This window comes from Sphingomonas sp., from assembly GCF_041661825.1.
Taxonomy (GTDB): domain Bacteria; phylum Pseudomonadota; class Alphaproteobacteria; order Sphingomonadales; family Sphingomonadaceae; genus Sphingomonas.
In genome coordinates, this window is sequence record NZ_JBAZTU010000006.1 from 217,567 (window position 1) to 241,917 (window position 24,351).

The window sequence follows — 24,351 nt, forward strand, 5'->3', positions numbered from 1 at the left end:
GCCCCGGATCGAAGCCTGGTACGAGCGGGGGGCGTTCCCGCATGAGGCAAGGATCCTGCCTGATGCCTCTCCTCCTGTCAGCGATGCACAAATGGACGCCGTCAGCCAAGCTGCGCAAAGATCTCGCGCAATTCGTCGAGATCGAGCGGTTTAGGCAGCACGAAATCGACATGTGCCAGTGCTTTCGCGTCGTCGCCGCTCGCCATCCGCCGTCCCCACCCTGTGAGCAGCAGCACAGGCGTCGCCGGGAACAGTTCCTTGACGGCGAGCGCGACCTGGTTTCCGTCGACATAGGGCATGCCCAAATCGGTAATGACGGCATCGAAGCTCTCACCTGCCGAGTGGGCCGCGCGCAACGCGTCGATTCCGGCCTGGCCACCGTCCGCCGCGGTGACGATATGGTCGCTGATCTGAAGGACGACAGTCGTCGATTTAAGCACGGCAGGATCGTCATCGACCACCAGGAGACGCAGCGGCCGACTCTCCCGGGCATCCCGGATACGCCCCTTGCCAGGCTTCGTGCTGCTGGTGATGGCAAATTCCAGCCGCATCCGTGTCCCCTCCCCCGGTGCGGTGTCGATGTCGAGCCGGGCCTTGTGGCGCTGTGCCGCCCCGTAAACCATCGCCAGCCCGAGACCCGTGCCACGCTCCCCTTTTGTCGTGAAGAAGGGCTCGAGGCAGCGCCGACGAGTCTCCTCGTCCATCCCGGGGCCGGTATCGCCGACCTCGAGCCGCACCCGCCCCTTTCCGCTGGCGCGAAGCGTTTCACTCCTGATCGTGATCGTACCGCCCTCGGGCAGCGCGTCGACGGCGTTGAAGATCAGATTAGTCGCCGCTTCGCGCAGTTCCGACGCGTTGCCCATCACCAGGGGGAGATCGGCTTCGAGCTCGGTCGAGACCTTGATGACCACGCCGCGCTGCTGGGGCATGTCGCTCCAGCGGGCCCGGGTCAGTTCGACGACCTGCGGCACCAGCGCGTTCAGGTCGAGCGGCTCGAGTTCAGCCTCGCCCTCGTCGGCACGATAGAAATCCCGCATCCGCGCGACGGTTGCCGACACGTCCTTGACCACCCGCCCGACGATCTCGAGATAATCGTGCATCTCGGGCGTGAGGTCGATGTCGCGTTCGAGCAGTGACTGGGTGTAGACCGCGACCGGCGAGATCGCGTTGTTGATGTCATGGGCGATGCCGCTCGCCATCTGTCCGATCGCGCGCAGCCGCTCCTGCTCGAGCACCGCCTGTTGCGTGTGACGCAAATCATCATAGGCCCGCTGCAGGCTGTCATGGAGCTGCGACTGATGCGCGGCCAGCCCGACATGCTCGCTCAGTTGCCTCAGGAATTCGCAATCGGCGCTGAGAAAGGCCTGCTCCGTGCGGCGCGCCACGACCAGCACGCCGAACACCTCGTTCTCGAACTGCAGCGGCGAAACGACCAGCGAGCGCAGACCCTGGCGCGCCAGCCGGCTCGGAAATGGAAAATCGACCTCGGCGATGTCGGGCTCATAGACCAGTTCGCCTGCGACGCAGCGCGACAGACCATTCTGGTCGATGGCAATCACGGCGCGCTCGGTGATACCGAGCTCCTGCCCGAGCGGCATGCTGCCGGCACCGACATGCGCGACGGTCAGATTGTGGCTGACGCGGTCGTAGCGGCAAATGCAGACGAAATCGGCGGGAAGCCGGTCTTCGAGCGTCCGCACCACGACCTGGAAGATGCTGCCCACATCCTGGCGCTGGCCGACCGCGCGCGTGATCTGCTCGAGCAGGTGCAGGCGATCATGCTGAGTCTGCAGCTTGGCGCCTGCCAATCTGCGGTCTGTGATATCACGAACGAAAGCGGTGAATGTCACCGTGCTGCCGACGTGAACCGGTGTTATCGACAGTTCGACCGGGAACTCCTGCCCGCTCCGATGAAGCGCCTCCAGCTCAAGGCGCTGGTTCAGCACGCGCGCCTCGCCCGTGGCAAGATAACGCGCCAACCCCTCCCGATGCGGCGCGCGATAGCGCGCCGGCATGACCACTTCATCGACCGGCCGCCCGAGCACCTCGGCTCTATTCCAGCCGAACGTGCTTTCGGCTTGCGGATTCCAACCCGTGACCAGGCCGGCACGATCGATCGATATGACCGCATCAAGCGCCGATTCCACGACCAGGCGGTTGCGTTGCTCGCTCGCGAGAAGCGCCTCTTCGGCGCGCCTTCGCTCGGTGATGTCGGTCGAGATACCGAACACCGCATAAACCTGGCCGGAATCGTCGCGTAACGGCGACTTGACCGAGATGTATGTGTGCAGCCCGTCGTCGAGCGGGACTGCCTCTTCCTCGGTCAGCGGCCGGTCCGCCTCGGCAACGCGCGCGTCCATTGCGCGGAACGCATCGGCCGGGGCCTTGTCGAAGAGATCATGGTCCGTCTTCCCGATCACCGTTTCGCGATCGATGTGGAAGATCTCGGCAAAGCGCTGGTTGATCATGAGATAGTGGCCGGCGAGGTCCTTGACGTAGATCACCGCCGGACTGTTCTCGATGATCGCGTCGATCAGATTCTGGCTTCGCCGCTCGGCTGCTGTCCGCTCAGCGACACGCGCGTCGAGGTCGCGGCTGAGGTCGATCAGCTGCTGCTCGACCTGCCGCCGCCGCGCCGTGTCGGCGGCACCGATCTGAGTCAGGTTGAACATGAGCAACGCGTCGCCGACGAACTTGCCGAAATGCGCGACCATCGCGAGCGTATCGCTGGGGCTGCGCGAATAAAGCATGGCGGCGTGCGCGATCACGAGAACGGCAGCGGTGAGCGCGATCGCGCGCGTGATCTCCGACTCGCCGCGGTGCTTCCAATAGGCAACCCCCACCCCCGCCCAAAGCAGAGGGACAAGAGCGAGACTCGGCCGCGTGAGCCACAGAAAGCCAGGATCGGTATAGCGCGGGACCGAAAGAAAAATCGCAATCAGAACGATCGCGAACAGCGCCAGCCCGGCGGCAAGCGGCCAGGCGAAGGATCGCGGACGGTTGCGCAGCAGCAGCGATGCGCCGACGCCGATCGGCAGCAGATAGGCGGGCGGACCCCAGGTTCCAGCGCGAAACTGGACGTCGGCCTCGGCTCCTCCACCCAACCAGCCGAGCACGGCGACGACATGAAGCGACTCGCCGATCGCCAACATGGCAAAGGAGATGGCGAGGAACAGCGGCCAGCTCTGATCGGTCCTGCGGCTGACATCCCAGAGCAGCAGCGCGACCAACGCGCCGGTCAGGGCAACGCTGGTGTCGAGGACCGTATGCAGTGATGGATTTTCGGCGCCGAAATGCAGCATCGCCGCGCCGCCCAGCAGCAGAACAGCAAACGCAGTGATGAGATTTGCCGAAAAGCTCAGGAAGATGGGGGTTCGCGGACTCGTATAAGCGGCGACGAACATTGCTCCCCTCCCTGGGCGGACCGATACACCGCTCCTTCGCGGCCGGAAGCGGCCGAAGGAATCGCAACGACTGAACCGAGTGTAGGAGTACCGACAGTTCGGTACAAGTCGAGCACTGTGCCGGATTGCACCACTTTAGGTGCAAATCGCCAGTAACCGGCCATGCTTCCCTGCGTATAAATTGACTATGGAAGATCGGCCGTTCTCGTGGGGCCTCTTGTTCCAGGCTCGAACTTTCCAGGTAACGTGCTCGCGCCGTGCGATTGATCGAAATATGCTGACACCCAAAGCTTTCCAGCCCTGCTCATTCACCCTTTTTCGGCTGTCAACGTCCCCCTCGATTTTCCGCTCAATTCGGCAGATCGACCAGGTCTTCGAAAGCCCGCAGATCGACGCTCTCGACCTCGTTGAGCGGCCTGGCACCGGAACGCGCGAGCACGTCCGCGCGTTCCGGTGTTTCGTCTCGGCGGAGTCCCTTGATCGCTTCGCGCCGGGGTCCGCGGGAGTATTGATCATGAACGAGTCATTTCCGAAACAGCTGATCGACCGGCCTGCCCGGCCAGCGCCCTCACACTCTCTTCACTTCGCTGTATCGCTCGGCGAACTGCCTCAGTCGTTCGGACGCACCCGTGTAAAACCTGGCCCATAGCTCCTCCCGCCATGCATGCTGGTCAATCGCACCACCACACTACGGGATCGAACTGAGTTCTAATCGGCGCACAAACCAATATCGATTTCGTGACGATGGCCGGCTTTCCGAGCCTTGGCATAGGCAAGGTCAGCGCAAGAACGACGCTTGAGATCGCGCGGTGTCATCGTGCCATATCGCTCGATCGCCGCATCGAGATAGGCGCGGTGGCCACGGGTATCGTCCACGGCGGCGCCCTGCCCTTTTGAGAAAAGCCTACCGGTCCGGCCTTCGAGTTCGATGTCGATCCGACTCTTGAGGTTCGATAACTCATCATCCGAGCAATCTGATTCTGATTTGAGGAGCCCGCGGATCGCAACCGGAACAGGCCCGTGTTCCATCGCAACATAGCGATCGCCGGTAATGGAGCAGCCGTGATCGAGCACATGCCTCCGATCCGCGAAGAAGAGAATCATGCCGAGACGGAACGGGCTGACGCCGGGCCGGCGCGACGCTACGAAATCGATGGCATCAATCGCTCTCGCCCAATCGACTGAATATTGCACTACGCCGACTCCGTACGCGACAACTGGTCAAAGAACACCGCCCTAATAGAATCGCTCCCGCCCATGAGCGACAGTATCGGCTGACGGCGATCAATCGTGCTACAAAGCGCACGAGTCGAATACCACTCGCTAGTTCAGGGACTGAATTCCGGCGCAGTCCCGAACAGCCTGCCCCCGGCACCACCCCAACGAGGCTCCGCCAAGCTAGGATGATGGTCGTCCCCTACGAGTCGCGTGAATCCGCTCCGGCCCCATCGCCGACCGCACGATCAATGATCCAGCCATGGGCTTGTTTCGCCATGGGCCTGCCACAGCCTGTGCAGACGCTGCGGAACACGTCGCCGTCGAACTGGGCACGACGTCGGTCCCGGTTGTGCCTGCCCAGCGCACACCGTGCCAGTTGCCAAAAATTCATGCCCGGCCCCTCGAAAAGGTTAGACCTTTCGAAACATCCCCTGATTCCAAATAGCAGGGAATCAGCAGAATTAGTACAACTTTACTATGACAGTTTGTCATGATCGACGATGAGCGCCACGCCTGCCTGCGCCGGGACGAATGGCACAAGTCAAGGTCGAGCGGTGGCAACACCAGGCACATCACTCATCTGTATTCCGGAGCCGTCGCCATCATCATTATCGGCGGCATTCTGAACACTTAGGCAGCGGGCCGCCCGTACGACCCAGAATGCGTCTGCACGATTGCGCGAGGGGCCCGTTTCGTGTTCACTCGTCACCCACGGACTTGGAATCCGGTGAGAGGAGCACGCGGATACGAGGATATTGCCATGACCATGCTGATGCGCATCGCCCGCGGAATTCATGCCAGCCTTTCAGGCGCGGAGTCGATCGATGCCGACCGGGAGTGGGAGACGATGTCGGTGAAGGACCGGTCACCCTATGTCACCGCCGGGGTGCGCATGCTCACGATTCTCAGGACACCGACTGACCAGATGCTGGCCGACGGCAATCGCCGCGACCTCCCGCACGATGCCGCCAATATATGGGAGCGCATGGCCTACCGGGCCCTGCACGAGACCTGATCAAATCCGGCCGGCGAAATCAGGCCGGGAGGTATTCGCCAACTCCCGGCCCAATCCCACAGCCGCGAAATGCGGTTCAGGCAACGACTGCGCGCCAATTATACCCATTTTGACTGTGTCGAGAAGTGACCGCCGTCTCGCGCACGGCACTCACCGCCGCCCGCCTAGAAGCTGTCGAGAAAACGGACCGGGACAGTCGCCAAGTCCCGGCCCGTCCTACCGCCGATGAATGGGGATCCAAGAACGCGCGGCCTGACGATGATTCGCGCTTCTCACGCAAAGAAAAGCGCGGCAGCCATTGCCCCTTTCATGATCGAGCGACGATGCCACCACGACCACGCTGTCATTTGCATCGCGCAAGAAGTCAGCGACCCTCCGTCTTGCGGACAGCCCGGCATCCGATCCCCTGAAGGCACATCTGCGGGCGATGCAGATCGACAATTTCTCGATCTCCGGCCGCGGTGTGAGGATTAGTGCAGCCAGATGGTGGCCAGCGCGTGTTGCCGCGGACGGGCCGCTTGCGACGGATGGTTGCTCGAGCCAATCATGGGTCCTGACGACAGCACCGCTTCGTCCGGCGGCAACGCGGCCGCCTTCCGCTGAAGAGAGAGCACATGATCGCGTTCGCGACCCTCAGGCGTTGGCGCGTCCAAGGGTGCGTCTTGTCCTGATCGGCGAACACCTGGCGTTTCCCCACGCCATTGTCGAGGTCCTGCAGTCGAGCCCGCACTTGCACGTGATCGTGACATCCTGGAATGCATCATTGACGGAGACGCCCGGGATCGCAGGCCAGTGGCCGGTTGGTGCGCGCTTTCCTCGGCGCCCGTGGTCCAGCCCGCTGCACCGCGTCAGAAGGCCGAACGCCCGACTCGGGTCTGTCAATGGCCAGAGACAGCAGTCGCGACCCGGTGCCCGATACGGCGGCACGGGAAAAGAGAGATCAAAACCGCCCTTGTTCAGCGCGCTGCAGGACGATGCTCGCAGTGCCTCGTCTCATATGGACAGATCCCGGGGATTCATCCTAGCATCATCCTGGGGGAGCGGGGTTGTGAGTACGATGCGAACGTTGGTGCTGGCACAGCCGAAGCGATGCGCGCGCGGGGAACACGTCCCCGAGACACCCGGCGCGCGCCTCAAGCTGCGCTACCTTCACGCCCGGTGCGGCGGCTGTGGCCTGCACATCGTGCAGGTGAATGGCGAGTGGTTCATCGACTAGAACCGCGTTCCAGCACTAGGCGGCCGTGCTTCGTCGCCCTGGCCGATTTTCCAGGAGCCGACCTGAGCCAATGCCCTAGACACGCCGACGACATGCCCGCACATTTGCGCGCCGCCCAAACCAGGCGCAACTGTCCATTTCCCCGATCGGTGGCAGACTCGCCCTGAGCATGTGGCAAGGCACCCTGTTTGAGCATCGGCGTCGCTCGCACAGGTGACAGATCGCGCTCCAGCTTTTCGGCAATCAAGGCCGCCTCGCAGTCGACCCGTGTGCGCCCACGAGGCCGCAGCATGAGCGGCATCATCTGACGCGCCTGATCGGGCGCCATCGGCTGACGTGCCCACCGTTCCACGTAATTCCACGATATTGCACGTTACGCCGCCCGAGGCCATCGCAGGCAGCAGGAGGCACATGAACCATTTCCACGACGCGCGCTTCGACGTTGCCAACCGCCCGACCGCCCCCGCGCGCGGTGGGCCGATCCTGGGCCTTATTGTCGCCCTCCCATTCGCCACAGCCCTCTGGGCACTGGGCCTGGGTCTCTTCCTGGGCTGACGCCTCTGCCACGATCATGCCAGCGTGTCAGGCAGGCATCCAGCCCGATACTCGGCGTGCCACACGACATCGGCCGAAACCTGCCATGACAACGTGCGCAGATTTCGAACGGTGGTGCCCCCGATCCGCTCGCAACCAGCGGCCTCCCCTTACCGAAGGCTGGCGAGCAGGAGCTCGAGCTGATCCGTGGTGCGCGGAAGGACTGTCGCGCGCGGTATCGCCGGACGAGCGATTGCTGCAACTGGAGCTGTCCGGCTGGCCTCGCACAGATCCCGCTGAGAGACACGGATACAGGATTCCGCCTGACAGATAAGCCTGGGCCTGTCAGGGACCGCGTTGCAGCCTGCTGTCTCGCCCGCAACCGCGCCGGTCGACATTGCCAAGCTTAGTAGAAGCGCGGCTGTACCGCCGCCCGATCTTCTCGTCGTCATTACCTTACCCCCCACGGATTAACACGGACCGGATAGTGCAGATTCGTTTCGACGACATTAACCATGAGATCCGCCGGCGCGCTTCTGCGCAAAGGCGGCCTCTCGCCTTGCCGCCAGGCGTCAAGTCTTGAGCGACAGAGTCCGCTTGCGCGCTGGCGGCGCGGACGATGACGCCGACTCCGCAGCATGCCCCGCGACGGAAGGCGCGGCCATTTCTTCACGCGGTGTCATAGCGCAGGCAACATTGGGCACGATCCGAGTCCCCAGGCCATTCGCCTTCGCCATATCACGCCGCTGCACAGAATAGTTGGGCGCGACCATCGGATAGTTGCCCGGAAGGCCCCAATAGGCGCGATATTCGCGCGGCGTCATGCCATGAACCCTGGAGAGCGTGTGCTTTAAAGTCTTGAACTTCTGGCCCGTGAAAAGATTGACCAGATAATCCGGCTGCACGCTCCTCGAAATCGGTACGGCCGGATCGGCCCTTTTGCGGTGCAGCACTGTTTCCTCAACGTCAAGAGCCGCGAGCGCACCCGCAACACTCCAGATGACATCGCCGATTTCCTCGACGGTGACCCGGTTGTTCGACACATAGCTCGAGACGATTTCGGCGGTGAGCGCGACAATATTCATTTGAGCAGCCATCATGGCCTCCAGATTGCGAGGGGCTGTGTCGGGTCGCAGGAAGACAGGCGACGTAATCGAGCCTATTTGTCTCGGCCCACCATAATATTGTCAAGAATGATCTATTTAGCACGAGCCTCAGACTAGGCCTGGACGGCAGCTTTCGAGCCGGCCGGCAGGTCCGTTCATCGTCCAATTGCCTCATTAATCAGGCAGGCCGTTCAGGGGACCGCTCCGGCACGGCCGATCGCCCACATCGGCTGGAGCGCCCTCGCCCGCCGGAAGAGCCGTGAATCGCGCCGGAGTAAGGTGAGTGTTCCAATTTGAAAAGTACCGCGCGCGCGAACGGATATGTTGCGTTTGCGAGCGTACAGAAATGTGTTAACAACCTGTGTGACTTCGAGTCGCAGGGGAAGACTGGAGATCAACCGTGAACACGATCTTGATCGGCATTGCCTTGCTATGGGGAGTACCCACTGGCTGCATCCTCGTCGCAGGCGTCGCCGCCGCGATCTCGCCACGTGTTCGGGGAGCACTTCTCCGCTCTCTCGCCGGTTGACAACCGCTTCACCGGCCTTCGCGTAGCCACGTCGAGCGCTCGACTTGGGTGTGGAATTGCGGTGCTGTCCACAGCTCGTCATTACGCACGGCGACGCGACCCGGTGTTGACCAGTAGCCGGCTGTGCAAGTAATTCTCATCCGATTTATTTCCCCCCACGACAATTCGTGCTGGCTAGCGGGTATCCGTTGTGGTGCTTAACATGAAATTAACCATGCCCTCCTATTCGGTGACGGCTCGAACCAACGCTTTGGGGGCGGCGGGGGCGACCGGAGAATAGCATCATGACCGTTATCGGTACCAACGTCGCAGCATTGCGCGCGACCAACGCATCGAACGCAGCGTCGAAGGCGCTGCAGACCAGCATCGAGCGCCTGTCGACCGGCAAGCGCATCAACAGCGCGAAGGACGACGCGGCAGGCTCCGCCATCGCTTCTTCCATGACCTCGCAGATCCGCGGCCAGAGCCAGGCGATCCGCAACGCGAACGACGGCATCTCGCTCGCCCAGACCGCCGACGGCGCGCTGAGCGAAGTCACCAACATCCTGCAGCGCATCCGCGAACTGTCGGTCCAGTCGGCTTCGGGTACCTATTCCGATGACGATCGCACCAATCTGCAGGTCGAAGTCACCGGCCTTGCCGCCCAGCTCGCCGTCATCGTCGAGAAGACCAACTTCAACGGCGTGACCCTGTTCGGCGCCAGCGACATCGCGGTCAACATCCAGACCGGTTCCGCCTCGACCGACCAGGTCGCGATCACGATCAGCGCGCTGGATCTCGACGATGTGGGCGATATCGACATCTCGGATGCCGATGGCGCCACCGACGCGCTCGACGCGCTCGACGCGGCACTCGTGGCGGTCAACACGACCCGTTCGTCCATCGGCGCAGGCCAGAGCCGCCTGGAGTCGGCGGTCAACAACCTCACCACCAGCGTCGCCAACCTGACCGATGCGCGCAGCCGGGTGGAAGACGTCGACTTCTCGACGGAGACCATCGCGCTCGCCAAGGCTCAGATCCTGAGCCAGGCATCGACGGCGCTGCTCGCCCAGGCCAACCAGACCCAGCAGGGCGTCCTTTCCCTGCTGAAATGAGGCTTGTCGCAGGGGTTGCACGCCGAACCGCAGGGCTTCGTGAGCCTCCGCCCTGGGTCTTTCCACGGCTTCGATCGGAGCCCGGAAAGATTCCGCAGCCGTCACCTCGAGCGCCCGACGGGGCGAAATTCTCGCCCCGTTACCCGCACTCCCGGAACCGGTATCATCATCCGCAAACGGCGCGTGCAGTCAGCTTCCGGCCAAGAGCCCCGGGGCGCCTTCCTCCCCGCGATCCACCTGACCGCGGATGGAACGCGCCGCGCAATTGCGGCAGGTCGGCAACGACCCTCACAACTGCGGTCACCAAGCGGTTCTTCGTGCCCTCGCGTCCATGCGAGCGCCATTCGTGGGTCGTGGTCAAAGTCGCCCCGGTCCAGAACAGAAAGAGCACGACGGAAAGATACCGCCAGAACGCTGAACGGAAGTGGCCGGGAGCCATAGCAGATATCCAGTTCCAACTTCCGCTCGCGCGGCGGATGAACACCCAATGCCGCGCGCTTCTGTCAAAGATTTGGCCGGGACCTCCGCAGAGATGGCGGATGGCTATCTGAGCGGGGGAAGGCCATTGCCGCTCAGGAATGCCGGCCGGGGTACTTCCCCTCTGCTCCTCATCGCTGCGATCCGTGCCATTTCCTCCGTCGCAATCGCGATGCGCTCTGCCGGCACACTGTGCGACCGAAACGGTGAATGACCGCCCCCGCCATCCTCGCCGAGCCGCTGCCAGAATGAGACGATCGCGCTGGTCGAATAACCCGCCCGGTCGAGGAGATAGACCGCCAGTCGGTCGGCTTCCTCCTCGGTTACCCGTGTCAGGCGCGCATTACGCGCGCCCCGGCTGTTCCGGACACCCGCTTTCAGCAGGCGCTCCTGATGCAGCAGGATATTATGGGCCAGTTCGTGGGCGACGACCGCCGCAATCTCTGCGTCCTCCCCAGCGAAGCGCATCACGCCAGTGTCCACCTCGACCACCTTGCCGTCCGCCGACGCGTCGATCAAATCATTGGCCGCGGTCTGAAACCGCGTCGCGCATCCCCGTTCGAGCACAACCCGGACGTCGCGGTCGATCCCATCCCGACGCAGTCTCAAGTAAAGAACGCCATCGCGCGCGCTTGCATCGAGCCGCGCGTTGACCGCCGCGACACGCTTCGCGCTGAAGCGGGAGTGCCGACTCGCGCCCGCCACCGGAGCATCGTCGATTGCCAGGATCGAGTCGTCAGCTCGGACGCCTGCGACGTCGAAGGGGCTTCCGGCGGCGACCGCCAGCACCTCGGGATATCCCTCGAATCCGAACTCCCGTCTCGCGGCCGCCTGATATTTCTTTTCATATTGGGCGAGATCCTGAACCGCGATGCCAACCAGAGGATCCTGGCGCCCGCACAGGTCATGAGCGGCGACCTGGAGACGATAGCCGATGGTGACGAGCTTCTGGTCGTAGGCCTGCAGCTCGCGCATCCAGACGCCGTCCTGCCCTATGGCGAAAGCGGGGACTGCCAGGATCGGGCTGCAGGCCAGAAACGACGCAGCGACGCATCGAACCTGTCGCGACCATGCGAGCTTCCTGAACTGGAACATTCGTGCCCTGAACGTGATCGCCCATCTCCTTCGACGCCCAATGCATACTTGACATAGGGACCCGGACTAATCTCACAGGCGCCATGTTCCGCAAGCGTACACCAGCCAAGAAACGAGCTTTTCTAGCACCCGAGGGCACGCGACTCTACGCGATCGGCGACGTCCACGGGCGGGCCGACCTGCTGGAAGACCTTCTCGAGGTGATCGTCAGGGATGACGCAGCGCGGGAAACCAGGGACAGCACCATCATCTTCCTGGGCGACCTGGTGGATCGCGGGCCCGATTCGGCAGCCGTGGTGGCGCGTGTCCGGGCGCTTTGCGCAGAGGCCGGCGTGGCGCGCCTGGTCAAGGGTAACCATGACCACGTGCTGATCAAGGCTGCCCGCGGCGACGCCCAGGCGGCGAAGGTATTGCTCGGGATTGGTGGCCTGCCGACGCTGCTGAGCTACGGGATCACTGAAGAAGAGGCCGGACGGGGCACGCATCAGGACCTGGCCGACCTGATCGAACAGCGGCTGCCGCGCGATGACGTCGCCTTTCTCGAGCGCGGCGAGGACATGATCCTCCTCGGTGACTACCTGTTCGTCCACGCGGGAATTCGCCCCGGCGTCGCCTTGGCCGACCAGAAGATCAGCGATCTCTACTGGATTCGTGAGCCGTTTCTTAGCAGCGAGATCGATCACGGCGTCCTCGTCATCCACGGACACTCGGTTACACAGTCAATCGAAGAACAACCGAATCGAATCGGCATCGACACAGGCGCCTATTCGTCGGGAACACTCTCCGCGATCGGCATCGAGGGAGACCGACGCTGGTTCCTCGATGCGTCGCGGCAAGCCGATTCGACCGATGCCGCACCGCAGCAATAAGACCAAGACCCCGTGGTCGGGGCCGACGCACTGGTAGGATCGAGAGCTCGCACGTGCATTAAGATATTGCTATTGCAGCACTCTTTACTCTCCCTGGTCAAAGAGGACTGTAGGCATGTTCTCTCCGGCCCGCTCCACACGAGTACTTCCCGGACCGGCGGCGAGGTGAGCCTCGAACGGGCTAAATTGACGCAACCAAGCCTGTTTTTTGGGTTTCCTTTTCAGCGGCCGCGGGTTATACCGCTGTGCAACATGAGACTAGCAAGGGAGGTCGACATGGCCATGAAGCGTTTGATTGTAAGCACTGCGGTTGTGGTCGGCCTCGTTGGAGCTTCGGCAGCGTCTGCCGGCGAAGTCACCCGTTCGGCGTCCGCCCTCCCGACGATTCAGAGCGCGAAGGCGCCGCTCAATGCCCGGCGTACGGTGGCGCTGAAGAAGAAGAAAAACCTTCTTCAGGGCGAAGAAGGCGGTGCAGGCGGTGGGTTGTCGACCACGACCCTGGTTGTCGGCGGCCTCGCCGGCCTCGCGGTTGTCGGCGGCATCATCGTGGCGACCGAGAGCAACGACAGCGGCAGCTAAGTCCAGTCTTGAAATCACTTCCAACCTCAGAGAGACGAGGCCGGGAGATGGAAAAGGGGAGCGGCGCTCCCCTTTTCTTTGCGCGGCTCTGACGCTGACCGCTGGCACATGGCGGGTCGTCCGGAACCGCGGCGCGATAAAGCTTATGGGCTCAAAGGGAATCGAGTGCGTCTGGTTTCACGCTTCGCCCTAACCACATCTCTTCTGGCCATTGCGATCGTCTTTGGCGGTGGTGGCTCGCCCGCGCCAATCGCGGAACTGGTGGTGCAACTGGCCGCGCTGCTCGCCCTGTGCGCCTGGCCCTATCTGCCGCGGCCCGACAGCGATGCGCCGTCCCTCATCGATCGCCTCTTGTGGATCAGCGCCGCCATCTTCGTGGCGACACCCCTCGTTCAGCTTGTCCCGCTGCCGCCGATCATCTGGCACGCCTTCCCCGGCCGCGAAACCGAGCTGGCCGCGTTGAACCTGGTCGATGCCGGCAATAGCTGGCGACCAATATCCCTTGCTCCCTATCAAACGCTCGCATCGGCTCTGTCTCTCATTCCGCCGGTCACGATGCTGTACTTCACGTCGCGACTGTCTGCGGACGAGCGGACAAAACTGCTCGCCTGGGTCGCGGGCCTTGCCCTGCTGTCCGCACTGGTCGGCGTCGTGCAGGTCGCAAGTGGCGACGCAAACTGGCCGCGCTTCTATAGGTTTCCGAATGTCGGTATGGCTACGGGCTTCCAGGATAACCGCAACGGTACAGCGGACATATTCCTGATCGGGGTCCTTGCCCTATGCGCCTTCGCCGCCGCTCGGAGAGACTATATGAACTCGGCGCTTGGCAAACTGGTACTGTTTGCACTCGCGATGTTGCTAATCCTCTCGGTGATCCTGACGGCCTCCCGCGCCGGCACCGCGCTTCTGCTGATCTGCCCAGCCTTCGCCTTCCTGATTTTCAGGCCTCGCCTTCGTCTCAACCGGCATTGGATCGTTGCGACGGCAGGTGGCGTCGCGTTCCTGGCGGTTGCCGGAGTCTCGTTGCGAGACAATTCAGCGCTGAACCGAACCTGGGCGCGTTTCGCCAGCGTCATCGATAGCCGCCCGCGTATCTGGGAGGATACACAATTCGCGATCGGACAATATTGGCCACTTGGTGCAGGCATGGGTACGTTCACGACAGTCTTTCCGGCAGCGGAGCGCCTTGAAGGCGTACACGCGACCATCACCAATCGCGCGCATCAGGATTATCTCGAGTTCGTGCTCGAAACCGGCATTGCCGGCATCGTCCTGATGATTGGCGCCCTGCTCGCTCTAGGATACCGCGTCGTCACGATCATTCGTCGTCCGCACCAGCATCTCGCCGTAATCCATTGTCTTTTCGGCGTTGGAGCGCTCACGGTATTGGCATTGCATTCGCTTGTGGACTACCCATTGCGAACGATGTCCCTGGCGACGGTCGCGGCACTTTCTTTGGCTCTCCTTTCCCGATCACCCCGGGAAGGCGATGTTCGCAGCGGGCGTGTATCAACCAGACGAATCCGGGAAGTCACCCAATGATGAAGCACGTTCGAGTTCTGTTCACCGCTCTCCCGCTCATATGCGCGTCCGGTTGTGCGTCGGTAAATTCCACGCTCCCCTCCGGCGATGCGGCTTACAAAATCTTGCCTGCCCCAGCCGCCGACTCCGCGGGGCGCGAAGATTACAAGATCGGCCCGCTCGATGTGCTCAGCGTCAATGTATTCCAGGAGCCGGACCTCAGCTTCAAGGAGTTGCAGGTGGATGCCTCGGGTAACGTGTTGTTTCCGCTCATCGGTGACGTCCGCGCGGCAGGAAAGTCGGCGCGCGAACTTTCCACGGAGATGGGGGGACGCCTTTCGGGGTATCTCGTGAACCCTCAGGTGTCCGTTATCGTAGCGTCCTCCGTATCCCAGCAGGTGACCGTCGAGGGCAATGTGACCCAGCCCGGGATATACGATATCGCCGGACCTACGACCCTGCTCCGAGCCCTGGCCCAGGCGAAGAGCCCGACGCGCGTGGCAAGGCTCGACCAGGTGGTCATCTTTCGGACGGTAAACGGGCAGCGGCTGGGTGCGGTGTTCGATGTCCGCAAAATCCGCGTCGGGGCCGCTCCCGATCCTGAATTGCGAGGCGGCGATGTCGTTGTGGTCGGATTCTCCGCGGTCAAGGGAGCGTTCCGTGATTTCCTGACAACCGCGCCCTTCTTCAGCGTCTTTCGTCCGTTTTGAAATTTTGCCGTCGCGTAAAGGGATTCCGAGGTGGATATGAATACCGCAAACACCGGCCATGCTGTTGTGCCCGCGCACTCAGGCCGATTCGGGAGCCTGGCCGCGGACGACCGCTATCAGGGCTATGCATTCGAGCCTGAAACGGACGAGGGCCCGAAGCTGGATTTCCGGGTCATCTACGCCATCCTGCGGCGGAACGCGCTTCTGATCGGTGGCGTGATTTCGTTGGCGGCGATAACCGGGCTGACTGCGACGTTACTGATGACGCCCCGATATGTCGCGACGGCAAGCGTCCAGGTTGACCAGGAAGCGGACCGCGTCCTCAGTTCGCAGGACGTGCAACCCGCGGCCGCCTATCAGGACGCCGATCGCTTCCTGCAGACTCAGGTCGATGTCCTTAAAAGCCGGGCGATGACGATACGTGTTGCGCAGTCGCTGAATCTGGTTGGCAGCCCCAAGCTGTTCGAGACAATGCATAGTAAAATGCCAGAACCCAAAATTGGTCTTGATCGTCGTCAACAACTCAAGGACGCGACTGTTTCGCTTATTTCCGACAACCTGGGTGTATCTCTTCCCAGGGAATCCCGCGTCGTTTCGATCTCCTTCAAAAGCCCCGACCAAAGATTTTCCGCGCTCGTGGCGAATGCTTATGCGACCGAATTTATCTCTAGCAATTTGCAGCGGAAATACGACAGTTCCACTTACGCCCGCGACTTCCTTTCGAAGCAGCTCGGCGAAGCCAAAACCCGACTCGAAATATCGGAGCGCGACCTGAACAATTATGCGCGTTCCGCCGGCCTGATCAAAACCAGCGAGCCCGGCGCGAACGGAACCTCGGTCGGGCCCCGGTCGATAACGACCGCGAGCCTGGTCCAGTTGAACGAGGCCGCCAACGAAGCCCGTTCGGCCCGAACGGCGGCCGAGCAGAAATGGCGCAGCGCGGCGGGGACGCCGCTGATGAATATCACGGACGTCCTGGCGAACCCGGCGATCCAGACGCTCTTGCAGCGGCAAGCTGAAGCGAGTGCCGCACTGAGCCAGGAACGAGAGCGACATCGGGACACCTATCCTACGGTCATACAGCTCCAGGCGCAGGTGGAGCAGTTGTCCCAGCAGATTCGCACTCTCGCCACGAACATCCGATCCTCCATTCGGGATCAGTATCAGGTGGCGATGAAGCTGGAACAGTCGCTTGACACAGATGTTCGTGCGCTCAAGGGCGACACGCTCGCTGAACAGGATCGTAGCGTCCGCTACAACATCCTGGCGCGAGAAGCGGATACTAACCGGACCTTGTACGACGGTCTGCTCCAGCGCTTCAAGGAAGTCAGCGCCGCGGCCGGCATCACCAGCAACAATGTTTCGGTCATCGACCAGGCGGACCCCCCGTCCAAACCCTCATCGCCGAAACTCTTCCTCAATCTCGCTTTTTCCCTGCTTGCCGGCCTCGCAGCCGCGGCGGCACTGGTCTTTATCCGCGAGCAGATGGACGATGCGGTCCGTGTTCCCGAGGACATCGACCGGAAGCTGGGCTTGACCGTCCTGGGCGCCATTCCGCTGGTGAAGGCGGGCGAGGATGTGCTGGAGCTTCTCCAGTCTCCGCGCAGCGCGATTTCCGAAGCATATCATGGGCTTCGTACGTCGCTGCTTTATTCGTCGATTGAGGGCCTGCCGCGCAACCTGTTGGTCACCAGCAGCCAATCGGGCGAGGGCAAGTCGACGACGAGCTTTGCGATCGCCGCCGATCTGGCCAAGCTGGACAAGCGGGTCGTGCTGGTGGACGTCGACCTCCGACGACCGTCGCTCCATCGAGTGCTCGGGACACGGAACGGTATTGGCCTGTCGAGCCTGCTGACCCGCCAGGCGAGGGTCGATCAGGCGATCCAGGCTACCTCGATTGCGAATTTGATGTTCATCGCCTCGGGCCCCATTCCACCGAGCCCGACCGAACTCCTCGGCAGCCCCAGCATGCGCGAGCTCCTGGAAAAACTCGGGGAGGAGTTCGACGTCGTCGTGCTCGATGGTCCTCCGGTACTCGGCCTGGCGGATGCTCCAATTCTGTCCGCCCTGGTAGAAGGCACCATTTTCGTCGTGGAATCGAGCCGCGGACATCGCGGCGCAACCAAGGCGGCCGTTCGTCGCCTGCAGAGCGCGCACAGCCATCTCCTGGGCGGCGTCCTTACCAAGTTCGATCCGCGCAAGGCGGGCAACAATCAATATTATGGCTATGATTATTACTATTACGGCATTTCGGACGACCACGACGGCAAGGCAAAGATCACGGTAGCGTGATGTGACGGTCCGGTTTTCCCCCGCGGTTGCGATTCCGCTCGCACTCCTGGCCGCGGCCGCCTGCGTCCTGAGCGCGGCGGACCGCTCCATCAAGGCGGGCTTGCCTTTTCCGGCGCTGCTCAGTCGCCCGAGCCTGGGAGCGGTGGCCGCGCGCCGGGACTCCCTGGCAGCTCTGCAAGCGGCGGATTTTCCCCGGGCTGAAGCTCTTGCCAGGGTCGCTGTCGCGCGCGACCCGGGGCAGCAACAAAGTGCCGCGTTGCTGGGTGCAGCGCGGCTCGGTCGCCATGCGACTGACGCCGCTCTACAGGCTTTCCTGGTGGCCGGCGCGCTCGGGTGGCGCGATCCGATCACGCAGCTTTACTGGCTCGACTACGCCCAGACCGTCGGCGATTTCGACATGGTGGCACAGAGGGTCGACGCGCTGCGTCGCACACAGAATAATGCGGCGGCTGTGCCGGCGTTGGAGGCTCTGGAAAGCTCGAACGAGGGACGGGCATCGCTGGCCAAGCGGCTCGCGCTGGATCCGCCCTGGCGCGACCAGTATATTCTGGAATCCGGGACGCTCTCGTCGGATCAGGCAGTCAATGGCCGCGTCGCAAGCTTGCAGCGCGCAAAAATGGCCGGGATGCCGGCGGATTGCGGGATTGTTGCCGGGGCTGCTCGTCTACTCGTGAACGGCAAGAGGCATGCTGCGGCGGCCACCCTGTGGCGCTCGCTGTGCGTACCCTCGGCAAGTGCCACTAGCGCCTTGATGGATGGAGGATTCCGGGACGTACCCACCAACCGGGAGGCTTCGCCATTCGAATGGACCCTGATGGCCAGCGGAGCCATCGAAGCACATGTGGATTCCCTCCCCGCGCCTCTCGCGGGCAAGGGTCTTTTCGCTAGGTCCACCAGTTCCGTCCGGGAGCCTATCGCGCGAAAATGGCTCGCGCTGGCGCCTGGCCACTATATCCTCTCCTGGTCGGCATCCGCCGAAAACCGCGCAGCCGGCGGCCCCTTTTCCGTTTCATTCAGCTGCCCTGACGTACCGGCCAGATCCCCGCTTGAGTCCGTCCCGATCGGGCGTGGCCGCTACGCGTCCAGTATATCCGTCCCCGCGACGGCATGCTCCATCCAGCTGCTTAAAATTCTGGTTGAACCCAGTTCGAACGGAAGCGGCGCAGCCTCTATTAGCGATCTGAGGATCGCGTCAAAACCTTGAATCGTCACCAACCGGAACCGGTTCGTCATCGCCCCCACGGTCGAACCGCAAGCGACGCCGACCGGAACGGGGAAATTCGCGCGCATCATGTTGCAGGAAAAGGATTATCTGCGTGAGCCGAACATGGAAGGCCCGGATCGTGACGGTCCTGTCAGCGTTGTTTTTTTTGGCTGCGCTGCCAGCAGCAGCCGGAGCCCATGATGTCGTGGTGGGCGTCAACGCTGCCAATTTGACGCTGGCTTCGGTTGCCCAGCAGGACGCAATGCTGGCGCAACTGAAAGCGGCTGGGGTGACAGTGCTTCGGTGCAATATTGCGGACAACATGGATGTCCTTAGCCTTGCTAAGCGAGCCAAACTGTCGGGAATCAGGCTCCTGTTGGTTTTGCCGATGCGATATCGGCCGGGCGCTTCGAAGCGAGCCTATCAGCTCGATGCCTCCATGCCGATAATCGGGGGTTACCCGCTGTCGTCAGCCGACCCCGCACAATCACGGGCCTTTTTTCAGGAGTTGCTGGATGGCTTGGATAAAGCAGGTGTCGCTCTGGCCGGTTTGGAATTGGGCAACGAAATAAATTTTTCTGTTTTCAACCCTGATTTTGCAGTGCCGGGACAGGGCAGGGTTTTCAATAGTGCCGATCTAGTCTCAAATCCAGGCGCTCGACGAGTTGCTGCAGGCTTAGAACTGTATATTAAAGTGCTGGCCGCGCTCAAGGGCGTTCGGGACAATTCGCGGTTGAATCGCAACACGCCGATCATCCTGGCTGGCCTTGTGGATTTTGCCGACGGCGACACGGCGTTCAACGCACAAAAAATAGACAAGGTTAGCCTTTCGGCGACAATTGGCTTTCTGCGCGCTCATGGGCTTGATTCCTTTGTGGACGTCTATGGAATCCATACTTATCCGAACAACGGGGTGAAAGAGAACGTGGAGGCGACGAAGCGACGACGGAAGCGCTTTTGGGACGTGACGTTAGCCAACTGCCAAGCGGCGAATTCAACCAAAGGAAAACCCTGCTGGATCACGGAATGGGGTTTTGCAAATCCGGTCTCTTCGTGCCCCCTGAATGATACTGATCGCGTATGGCGAGTATCAGAATTGCGTCAGATGTTCGCGCAAGCTGCGACCGAAGGGAAGCTAACAGGGATGATGTATTTCCAATGGAATTCGGATCCCGGGGCCAAGAAGCCCGATCCAAAGGGTATCTATCGGTGCGGATCTTTGACGCAAAGCGGCCGAATAGCCATCGCGCCACTCGACTGAAGCCCACCATGCATGTATTCAATTTCAAACAGATTCGAAAGACAAGTGCTCGAGCTGAGATTTGCCGCGATATGATCGTGACAGATCGATAGGGCATTGAAGGCCTAGACGGGCTGATCTGGTCTGCACGTTCGTCATCGTCGGCGAAATGGGCGCGGTGGTAGATCGCGAGTGGGGCTAGCATTTGGATCTCGAGCCGGCAGAACGACCGCTTGAACTGACAATTGGAACTCCTTGAGGTGCGATATGATTTCAGATACGAGCATCGTTGGCCATAAGTGGAGCAGAAAATGGATTTGAAGCGAACCGCGAAGGAAGCGGCCAGGCATTTTCTCCATCGCACCGGCCTGCGCCGCCCTCCGGCACACGCTGCAGGCGGGGATCGCCGTGAGCGGTTCGAAGCGATCTACAAAGACGGCATATGGAGTTATGGCCGGGACGACGTGCCGCTTTCCGGCGAAGGTTCGTCACTTGAGGCGACCGAAGATCTGCGCGCTGCCTTCCCCGACCTGCTGCGTACATTAGGCGCCAGATCGCTACTCGACGTCGGCTGCGGCGATTTCACCTGGATGAGTCAGATCGATCTACCATGCGATTATATCGGCGTGGATATTGTGCCCCATCTGATGGAGGAGAACCAGAAAACGTATGGCTCACCTTCGCGTAGGTTCCTCGTCACTGATGCGGTGCGCGACACGTTGCCGAAGGCCGACGTCGTTTTGTGCCGCGAGGTTTTATTCCACCTAAGCCTGAGGGACGCCATCGCAGCGTTACGCAACATGCTTGCTACGGGTTGCACACACATCGTGCTGACCAGCGACAGCGAGACACTGTTCAATGCGGACATTCAATCCGGCGATTTCCGAATCCTTAACCTGCGGCGCAGCCCGTTTCGTTTAGGCAAGCCAATTCAGAAAATTGACGATGCAGCGGTAGGCAAAACGCGTTTCATAGGCGTGTGGGAAGCGGCCAAGGTTACTGCGCAGCTTTCTTAGTCACCGATCCAATTCACTTGCCTCGTTTGTTAACTACGCACGCTGTTGCTAAGTTAATGTCTTTCTGCGTGTTCACCGAACTCTCCAGGGGCATGTATCTTGTGATGCTGCGAAAGTCGCTACATAGGAATCAATATGGGAGAAAATAAACTTAAACTGAGCACGATAAGCACTACTATATGTCAAGACCTAAAGGCCAATGGCAATACCCCTTGCTCGGCTGGAAGGTTTGTTCTGGCGCTCATATTTAATCCGGGCTTTCTCACGGTCATATTATACAGAATATCCGCGGCAGCATATCTTCACGGCGCCGCTGGTCGTGCCATAGGCCTTTTAGTTTGGCGCTTCAACGTGGCACGATCTGGCTGCTATATCAGCCCGATGGCACAAATCGGACCTGGACTCGGACTTCCACACCCAACAGCAATCGTAATTGGGGAAGGCGTGCGCATCGGCAGGAATGTCACTGTGTATCAGAACGTCACGCTCGGGACTCGAGACGCTCAATCTCGATTGTACCCGACAGTCGGCGATGAGGTAATCATTTATCCGGGCAGCGTAGTAGTTGGAAATGCAGCAATAGGGCAAAGGGCGCGCATCGGCGCTAACTCCTTCGTCGCACGCGATGTCCCAGCAGCAACCACCGTCATGGGCTCGCCCGCTGTATCAGCGAAAACTCCGAGCCTCAAGGCTGGGGACATCCAATGACCGCCATTCCAAGAAGCTCCTATATCCTAGCGCTTACGGTATTGGGAGCAAGCTTTATCGGATTAGTCACCGCACTGGCGCTCCCGTTCGTACTCTCACCCGTTCAATACATCACTTTTTCTCTTGTTGCCGCCACCTCTCAGCTAATAACCAGTATCGCATATGAATGGATTCGGATTTCAGTTATTCGCCATATCGGCGGCGATCGGCCTGATCTATCAACGCTACGGAGCGAATTAACGGGATTGTATGTAGTTACGACTGCAGCGCTGATATCCTGTGCAATTATTTTTTTATTGGGATCGCTTCTTTTCAATCCTCTATTAGTAGCTGGATTGACTTGCCTTTGCGCGGCCTTGCAAGGGGTATTTGAAGGTCGATCGGCTTGGGCTCGAGCGCATTTCGACAACCTTCGACTTTCGGTTGCAGCCATTGCTCGACCAATATTCATGTTTGCCCTTGTAATCGGCTTCGCAACGATCTCTCGGTCGGCAATATGGGCAATCCTGGGACTTTGCTCCTCCTACCCCCTCTCGATGCTGGTGTTTGGAGACAGACCTAGCGGTATACTCACCGAAATTCGCCTCGATCGTTCACGCGTCCTCTCTTTATTCAAATTCGGCTCTGTTGCAGCATTGGGAGCAAACTTGTCACTTGCCGTTCCGGCGGCCCTCCGAGCTATCATTATCGCAGCTCTGGGTCCGACAGCTGCCGGCGGAAGCCTTTTGGCCCTTGATATCGGCCAGCGTGCCTTCGGTACACTTGGAACATCGCTAAATACCTTATCGCTCCAGAGTCTGATCCGAACATTCGATAGCGTCCCGAAGGAAGATGGCGTTCGATACGCGCGCAATTTCATAGGAACGGGTGTGTTGATGGTTTCATGGGTCACGGTAATACTTGCCCTTCTTTCACCACTTGCTGGGAATTTTGCTCCAACTGCCTATCGAGAAAACTTTATAACGTGGGCGCCCCTTGTATTGATACTCGTCGCCGCGTTGTCGGCGCGGCAGTATACAATGGACCCGGTATTTATCGTGTACCATCGCGTTGAGTTCCTTCCTGTCTCGCCGGCGCTCATCATGCTTTTACTCGGAATATGTCTCTTAGCACATCGGACCTTTGGCATTTCCGATACCACTTTCTTTTACGGACTCGCCTTATCAGCTGTAGGTGGAATAATATCGGCCATAATATGTTTAAGAATATTGTCCAGCCTAATTATACCATGGTCACTGTTCGCCACTGCGGCACTATCCGTCGGGCTAGCTCAGCTTTCCAGGTACATGATGCCAGAAGCCGCGCCGTGGCTTTCGATACCAAGCCTTGCATTGATGGCTACTATTCTTTTTTGGATCCCGATACTTTTTTTTAATACACTATCATTGCGAACCAATGCATTACTTCTTCTCGGGAAAATTGTCAGAAAATCTGGACTTACGAATGACACAAATTAACCGGGCCTTGTTTTTATGAACATTTTGTTTGTCGGCTTGGACATCGGTCAGCAGCGCCGAATGCAATTGGCCATGGAACGGTTGGGGCACGACGTAATCGTCGTAAATCCTTATCACGTTGTTAGATCTAACAGGTACCTCGCGCTATGGGCGTGGCACACTGGCGTTCTTATGGTCGATTCGTTAATTCAAAATTTCCTCGAGAGAAATATTGATGGCCTTGGTTTTTTCGATGTGGCATTTGTGGATAGTGGTGAGCTCATATCACAAGCATCGGTGGAGTATCTTCGTACAAGGTCCGCCAGAGTTATTCTCTTTTGTAGGGACAACCCATTTGTGAAGAGAGATGGACAACGCTGGAGACTATTACGAAAGGCTCTATCGAGTTATGACCTCTTCGTTACTACCAGGCAATCCACTGCGGATGAAGCACCCGCTAGAGGCGCTAGATCAACCCTCCGCGTGAACTTTTTTGCCGACGAGATCCTGCATCGCCCCCGTGAGCCAACGCCGGGCGAACTGGAAAAATATTGTTCGCCAGTATCTTTTGTCGGCACCTGGTTTCCTGAACGGGGGGCGTTTATGCGAACGTTGCTCGATCTAGGCGTTCCGTTGAAAATTATTGGAGATAGATGGCATAAGGCAAACAACTACCATGCCCTCAGGCCCATAGTAGTGGAGGGATATCTCTCGCCAGAAGAATATTCTGGGGCGGTCCTCAGCTCTCGGATAGCAATAGCGATGCTTTCGAAAGGCAATCGTGACGTATCGACTTCTCGATCGATGGAGATCCCGTCACTTGGGCGGCTAATGTGCGCCGAACGGACCAACGAGCATCTAGATCTTTATACAGATGGAGAAGAAGCAGTTTTTTGGTCGAGCGCCGAGGAGTGTGCCGAGATATGCCTTGGTCTACTTTCAAACCCTGAACGCGTCGATACGATTGCGGCCGCTGGCCAGCGACGGGCTATTGCAAACAATAATTGGACTGAGCCAACCATGGCTAATATTCTAAATGCAGCGATTGGTTGTTAGTTTGCCCATTTGTAGGCATGATGAAGGAGAAC

The 24,351-nt window shown here is 60.3% G+C and carries 20 protein-coding genes and 1 pseudogene; 16 read left to right on the forward strand and 5 right to left on the reverse strand.

From position 1 onward, the window contains the following. Window positions 1–101 precede the first annotated feature (101 nt). The 3 genes and pseudogenes from WC729_RS26135 to WC729_RS26145 form a co-directional block, all read right to left on the reverse strand. Window positions 102–3,404, reverse strand: coding sequence for a PAS domain S-box protein (locus WC729_RS26135; protein WP_372857427.1), 3,303 nt, complete (start codon window positions 3,402–3,404; stop codon window positions 102–104). 545 nt (window positions 3,405–3,949) lie between these two features. Beyond that, window positions 3,950–4,051, reverse strand: a pseudogene (locus WC729_RS26140) (IS481 family transposase); the annotation flags it as partial. Between the two features lie 61 nt (window positions 4,052–4,112). Next, a complete protein-coding gene (locus WC729_RS26145; RefSeq protein ID WP_372857429.1) occupies window positions 4,113–4,598 on the reverse strand; it encodes a Panacea domain-containing protein in 486 nt (161 codons plus the stop codon). Window positions 4,599–5,112: 514 nt separating this feature from the next. Here WC729_RS26145 and WC729_RS26150 point away from each other — a divergent pair. The 4 genes from WC729_RS26150 to WC729_RS26165 all read left to right on the forward strand — a co-directional run bounded on the left by WC729_RS26150 (window position 5,113) and on the right by WC729_RS26165 (window position 7,408). Continuing rightward, window positions 5,113–5,256: a hypothetical protein gene (locus WC729_RS26150; RefSeq protein ID WP_372857430.1), complete on the forward strand. Its 144-nt coding sequence runs from the start codon at window positions 5,113–5,115 to the stop codon at window positions 5,254–5,256. Between the two features lie 126 nt (window positions 5,257–5,382). After that, window positions 5,383–5,637, forward strand: a complete 255-nt coding sequence (locus WC729_RS26155) for a hypothetical protein (RefSeq protein ID WP_372857431.1) — start codon at window positions 5,383–5,385, stop codon at window positions 5,635–5,637. Window positions 5,638–6,685: 1,048 nt separating this feature from the next. Then, on the forward strand, window positions 6,686–6,853 hold the full coding sequence (locus WC729_RS26160; protein WP_372857433.1) for a hypothetical protein: 168 nt from the start codon (window positions 6,686–6,688) through the stop codon (window positions 6,851–6,853). A 411-nt stretch (window positions 6,854–7,264) separates the two neighbouring features. Then, entirely contained in the window at window positions 7,265–7,408 is a 144-nt protein-coding gene (locus WC729_RS26165) for a hypothetical protein (RefSeq protein ID WP_372857434.1), read from the forward strand. Window positions 7,409–7,959: 551 nt separating this feature from the next. Here WC729_RS26165 and WC729_RS26170 read toward each other — a convergent pair. After that, the gene (locus WC729_RS26170) at window positions 7,960–8,484 is read right to left on the reverse strand and encodes a MucR family transcriptional regulator (RefSeq protein ID WP_372857436.1); all 525 of its coding nucleotides are present in this window, start codon (window positions 8,482–8,484) and stop codon (window positions 7,960–7,962) included. An 822-nt stretch (window positions 8,485–9,306) separates the two neighbouring features. Between WC729_RS26170 and WC729_RS26175 the strand changes: the two genes are divergently transcribed. After that, the gene (locus WC729_RS26175) at window positions 9,307–10,116 is read left to right on the forward strand and encodes a flagellin (RefSeq protein ID WP_372857438.1); all 810 of its coding nucleotides are present in this window, start codon (window positions 9,307–9,309) and stop codon (window positions 10,114–10,116) included. Window positions 10,117–10,659: 543 nt separating this feature from the next. Here WC729_RS26175 and WC729_RS26180 read toward each other — a convergent pair. After that, window positions 10,660–11,568 (reverse strand): hypothetical protein, encoded by a 909-nt coding sequence (locus WC729_RS26180; protein WP_372857440.1) that lies wholly within the window; start codon window positions 11,566–11,568, stop codon window positions 10,660–10,662. Window positions 11,569–11,771: 203 nt separating this feature from the next. On the opposite strand from WC729_RS26180, the gene WC729_RS26185 reads away from it, so the two are divergent. From WC729_RS26185 to WC729_RS26235, 11 genes are all read left to right on the forward strand, one after another. After that, the gene (locus WC729_RS26185; RefSeq protein WP_372857442.1) at window positions 11,772–12,557 is read left to right on the forward strand and encodes a metallophosphoesterase family protein; all 786 of its coding nucleotides are present in this window, start codon (window positions 11,772–11,774) and stop codon (window positions 12,555–12,557) included. 276 nt (window positions 12,558–12,833) lie between these two features. After that, window positions 12,834–13,136, forward strand: a complete 303-nt coding sequence (locus WC729_RS26190; RefSeq protein WP_372857444.1) for a hypothetical protein — start codon at window positions 12,834–12,836, stop codon at window positions 13,134–13,136. Window positions 13,137–13,244: 108 nt separating this feature from the next. Beyond that, window positions 13,245–14,678: an O-antigen ligase family protein gene (locus WC729_RS26195; protein ID WP_372857446.1), complete on the forward strand. Its 1,434-nt coding sequence runs from the start codon at window positions 13,245–13,247 to the stop codon at window positions 14,676–14,678. After that, the gene (locus tag WC729_RS26200) at window positions 14,675–15,367 is read left to right on the forward strand and encodes a polysaccharide biosynthesis/export family protein (RefSeq protein ID WP_372857448.1); all 693 of its coding nucleotides are present in this window, start codon (window positions 14,675–14,677) and stop codon (window positions 15,365–15,367) included. The genes WC729_RS26195 and WC729_RS26200 overlap by 4 nt, the downstream gene beginning before the upstream one ends. Before the next feature lie 36 nt (window positions 15,368–15,403). Continuing rightward, complete coding sequence (locus tag WC729_RS26205) at window positions 15,404–17,659, forward strand: GumC family protein (protein ID WP_372857831.1); 2,256 nt, start codon at window positions 15,404–15,406, stop codon at window positions 17,657–17,659. Between the two features lies 1 nt (window position 17,660). Further along, a complete protein-coding gene (locus WC729_RS26210) occupies window positions 17,661–18,863 on the forward strand; it encodes a hypothetical protein (RefSeq protein WP_372857450.1) in 1,203 nt (400 codons plus the stop codon). Window positions 18,864–18,975: 112 nt separating this feature from the next. Beyond that, the gene (locus WC729_RS26215; protein WP_372857452.1) at window positions 18,976–20,124 is read left to right on the forward strand and encodes a hypothetical protein; all 1,149 of its coding nucleotides are present in this window, start codon (window positions 18,976–18,978) and stop codon (window positions 20,122–20,124) included. A 290-nt stretch (window positions 20,125–20,414) separates the two neighbouring features. Next, window positions 20,415–21,119, forward strand: a complete 705-nt coding sequence (locus WC729_RS26220) for a class I SAM-dependent methyltransferase (RefSeq protein WP_372857453.1) — start codon at window positions 20,415–20,417, stop codon at window positions 21,117–21,119. 381 nt (window positions 21,120–21,500) lie between these two features. Beyond that, on the forward strand, window positions 21,501–21,827 hold the full coding sequence (locus WC729_RS26225; RefSeq protein ID WP_372857833.1) for a serine O-acetyltransferase: 327 nt from the start codon (window positions 21,501–21,503) through the stop codon (window positions 21,825–21,827). Then, entirely contained in the window at window positions 21,824–23,284 is a 1,461-nt protein-coding gene (locus WC729_RS26230) for a hypothetical protein (protein WP_372857455.1), read from the forward strand. The genes WC729_RS26225 and WC729_RS26230 overlap by 4 nt, the downstream gene beginning before the upstream one ends. A gap of 15 nt (window positions 23,285–23,299) precedes the next feature. After that, window positions 23,300–24,319, forward strand: coding sequence for a glycosyltransferase (locus tag WC729_RS26235; protein WP_372857457.1), 1,020 nt, complete (start codon window positions 23,300–23,302; stop codon window positions 24,317–24,319). The last annotated feature ends 32 nt before the right edge of the window (window positions 24,320–24,351 follow it).